Source organism: Vicinamibacteria bacterium (assembly GCA_035620555.1).
Lineage (GTDB): Bacteria > Acidobacteriota > Vicinamibacteria > Marinacidobacterales > SMYC01 > DASPGQ01.
The window spans coordinates 1-3,799 of record DASPGQ010000370.1; the positions used below are offsets into that span (position 1 = coordinate 1).

The 3,799-nt window shown below is 60.3% G+C and carries 2 protein-coding genes; both read right to left on the bottom strand.

Annotated features, from left to right (window positions below):
- The coding region (locus tag VEK15_14890; GenBank protein ID HXV61982.1) for a protein kinase at positions 1-2,106 on the bottom strand (2,106 nt) is incomplete at its 3' end.
- 2 nt (positions 2,107-2,108) lie between these two features.
- The coding region (locus VEK15_14895; GenBank protein ID HXV61983.1) for a hypothetical protein at positions 2,109-3,799 on the bottom strand (1,691 nt) is incomplete at its 5' end.

Genomic DNA, 3,799 nt, shown 5'->3' on the forward strand with positions numbered 1-3,799 from the left:
TGCATAGATGTCCCAACTCCCGGCACGATTCGACCCGAATGAGATCGTCGTTCCGTCCGACGACCAGATCGGCCATCCCGCAACCGCTCCCTGTAAGAAGTCTCCCAACAGCGGAGTCGAGGTGCCTCTCTCGAGATCAAAGAGCCAAAGTGATCCTGCTTGGCCGTCGCGCCGCTGCCGTCCCGCTGACTCGCCGACAGCGACGGCCATTTTGCCATCTGGCGAGAGGCGAGGCCACAGAGGTACGCTGGGCAGTTCCATCTCGACCGGTGTTACGACCCCATCTCGATGCACTGATTGAAAAGCCGGCGTATCCGAGGGTTCCGCAAGGTACGCCAGGGTCCCGGCGCTCGAGAGCGCTAACGAGAATGTGGCGGCAAACGGAGCGACTTGCGCATCGCCGAGAACAGCAGCACTAAACGACCCGACGCTCATCGAGGATGCATCGAACGTGCTCGCGAGAACCGCTCTTGGAGAACCGGACGGGTAGTAGAGGAGGTGACCACTTTGCGAATAGTAGCCACCCAGAACGCCGGGATGAACAACTCGCCACGCGCCGGTTTCCAGCGATAACACTGCGAGGCCGCCTTCCGCCGGGTCGCCGGTCCAAACCGTGAAAGCAATGGTTTGCCCGTCGGGAAGGTGCTGCGGCCAGACGTGACCATATCCCTTCTCCGCGAAGTCAGGGGCGGTCAGTTGCTCGGCCATCCCGCCATTTGCGGGGACTCTCCACAGACCCGAGTTGTACATCGGCGAGAAAACGATCTGGCCGTCGCTACCCCAGCTTCCTCCCCAAGGAAAGGGCGCCCGGGCCAGCGAAATCGGGGAACCTCCCTCCAATGGAATCTTCCACAACTCTCCATTCGCGAAGAACGCGACCCACTCATCGTCCGGTGACAGGAATGGAAAGATCGCGTCATCACCGCCTGCAATCGCGACCGTCGCGAAGGAGTCCAAAGAACGCAGGAACAACTGGTTTCGGTTGTTGTGAAGTGCCGTATAGACGACCCGACGCCCGTCAGACGTCAGAGCAAGGGGACGACCGACTCCGCGCAGCATCCGGCTGCCCTGCCCCACGCTCAGCTCGAAGTGATTCGTGATGCGTGCCGCACCGGGAGTCGAATAGCCCTGCCATAGCCACATCACGAGAACACCAGCTGCAAACGGGCTCGCCGCCAAAGCGGCACCGCGCCATCCTCGATGCCAGGCTCGGTCACTGGCCAGCTCCCGGACCGCAGTCGCGCGCCACGAACCGGAGCGAGCCAGTTTGAGCTCAATCCCAGCATCGGCTATATCGTGAAGGCGCTCGGCCCGATCCCTGGCGAGACATCGGTGAAGCACCCAATGCAGGGCCTCCGGGCATTCCCTCGGGATGCTGCCCCAGTCCGGATCATCCTTCAGCACGCCAGCCAAGATCTGAGCCGAATCGTCGCCCCGAAAGAGGCGTCTTCCCGTCAGCGCTTCGTAGAAACAAACGCCGAATGCCCAAATGTCGGTACGCTTGTCTACTGGGTTTCCGCGGGCCTGTTCGGGCGACATGTATGCCGCCGTACCCATGATCGCGCCGAGTGCAGTACCTTTCGTCAACGTGGGTGATTGCGAAGAATCCGGGGCGGTTTCGCCACCAGCAAAGGCTTTGGCCAACCCAAAATCCAGAATCTTCGGCTTCCCCTCGGGCCCGATCTTGATGTTCGCTGGTTTCAAATCACGGTGGATGATCCCCTTCTCATGCGCCGCCTCGAGACCTTCAGCAATCTGGACAAAGAGCGGAATGGCCTCATCAACCGGAATGGGGCCCTGGGCAATCCTCTCCGCCAAGGTCTCCCCTTCCACCAACTCCATCACGAGAAACTGCTGGCCGTCGTGCTCTTCGAGCCCATACAACGTGGCGATGTTCGCGTGGTTGAGCTGGGCGAGGAGCCGGGCCTCTCGCTCGAACCTCGTCAGCCGCCCCTCATCCTTGGCGAACTCCTCAGGAAGGACTTTGATGGCGACTTCTCGACCGAGTTTGGTGTCGCGGGCTCGGTAGACCTCACCCATTCCGCCCGCACCAATCGACTCGACGACTTCGTAATGGGCGAGCTTGGTGCCTGGGATGAGGGACATTGTCAGTTGGTGGGGACGAGACGTTTGAGCTCCGAGAACCAATTAGTGACCAGACGAAACTTCGTACGTTCGTCTTCGCTTGTTCTTCTGAAAATGAAGACGCGCTGACCATCCGACGTGACATCCCACGTGCCCCGCGGCGTATCGATGAAATCGGAGCTGAAAATGGGACGTGGTGGCTCCCACGATAGCTCTGGTCCAGTGGTGATTGACACGACCATCCACTGATTCCCCACTCGATAGAGAAGCTCGCCGTTATCGCACCATACCGGCTCGACGCCACCGTCGACGCTAATCTGACGCGCCGTCTCTCCGTTCGGGTAGGACCGGACCCAAATCTCGAAGCGTCCGGTTTCTCCCGAGCCGTAGGCGATCCACTTGCCGTCTGGCGAGAATGACGGAAACAAATGGTATGAGCCGCCGGGGGAAGCCATAGTGAGGTTCGGCTCTCCACGAATATTCAGGAAGCTCATTCGGTTAGCGGTCCCCTCGTGGGTCAAAGCGATGGTGCTTCCGTCCGGCGACCATGAGCTCGGGTGGACTCGAAACTCCGACGCGAGCACCTCTCGAGGTTGTTCCGGTCGACTTACGGGCAACGTAAACACGCGCCATCCGTGGTCGGGGTCGGCCCTCGAGAACACGATCTCGTCACCCTTCGGCGACCACAATGGGACAGTTCCGGCGGCTAGACGTCGACCCTCCTGTCGTTCGAGGTCGTATATCCACAAGTAGTCGTTGGAATCAGCCACGTTGACCACCAAACGTTGGTCATCCGGCGAAACGTTGATCGCGGCATAGGCTCGCTGGGGGACGTCGAGAAACTTTGCATTGCCTCTTCTGTCTAGCGAGGCGATACGGCCAATGGCTCGGTCGGAGCCGGGCACGTACAGAAGAGTTCCACTTCTCGAGATCGAGAACTGTGACTGACCAAAGAACGACTCCATTCGTACACCCGAGATTGCGGGGACGGGCTCGCCCGACCGCAATTCTGCTTCCTCCCAAGGTGCGGCCATCAACGCACCGCCACGGGCAAATACGATGAATTCGCCTGCAAAACGTGCGTCATATCCGAATAGGGCGATACGCTCGGTACGCCAAGTCTTCAGATCAATCCAGTGAATATCGGCGTAATCACCGCTGACGCTTCGCAACCACACGGCCGCGAGAGCCGCGGTACCGTCGGGTGAGACATCCGTCATGTTGGTCCAATGGGCGCGTGGAAACAGCTCGCTGAGGCTAGCGATGTGACTAAAATCACCGCCGCCTTCAGCGGAAATACGTGACACGGCTTGGCCTCCGTTCGAGGACACGAGAATGCTACCGTCCGGCGTCCAAAACGCGCGAACCGGGGTAGTGGCATCCCCAAGCGTGAACGGCCGGTCGCCGCGGAGAGAGACCTTCTTGACTTGGTCGTTCGTCAAGAAGCCGACCCACGTTCCATCCGGGGAGAAAAAAGGGAGGATGGCTCCCTCGGTTCCGGGGACGCGCGACATCTGGTAGCCGTCGATCTCTCGCACGAAGAGCGCGGTCCCGCCATCCGACTCCGCCACATGTACGATACGGTCTCCGTCGGGAGAGATGGCGATCTTGGGCATATCGATCCCGACGGGTGCAACGCGAGCGAGCGGGGCTTCATCCGGCAGATCGATCGTTGAGCGCGTTACCTGCTTCACGTTGGGTGCGATATCATCGC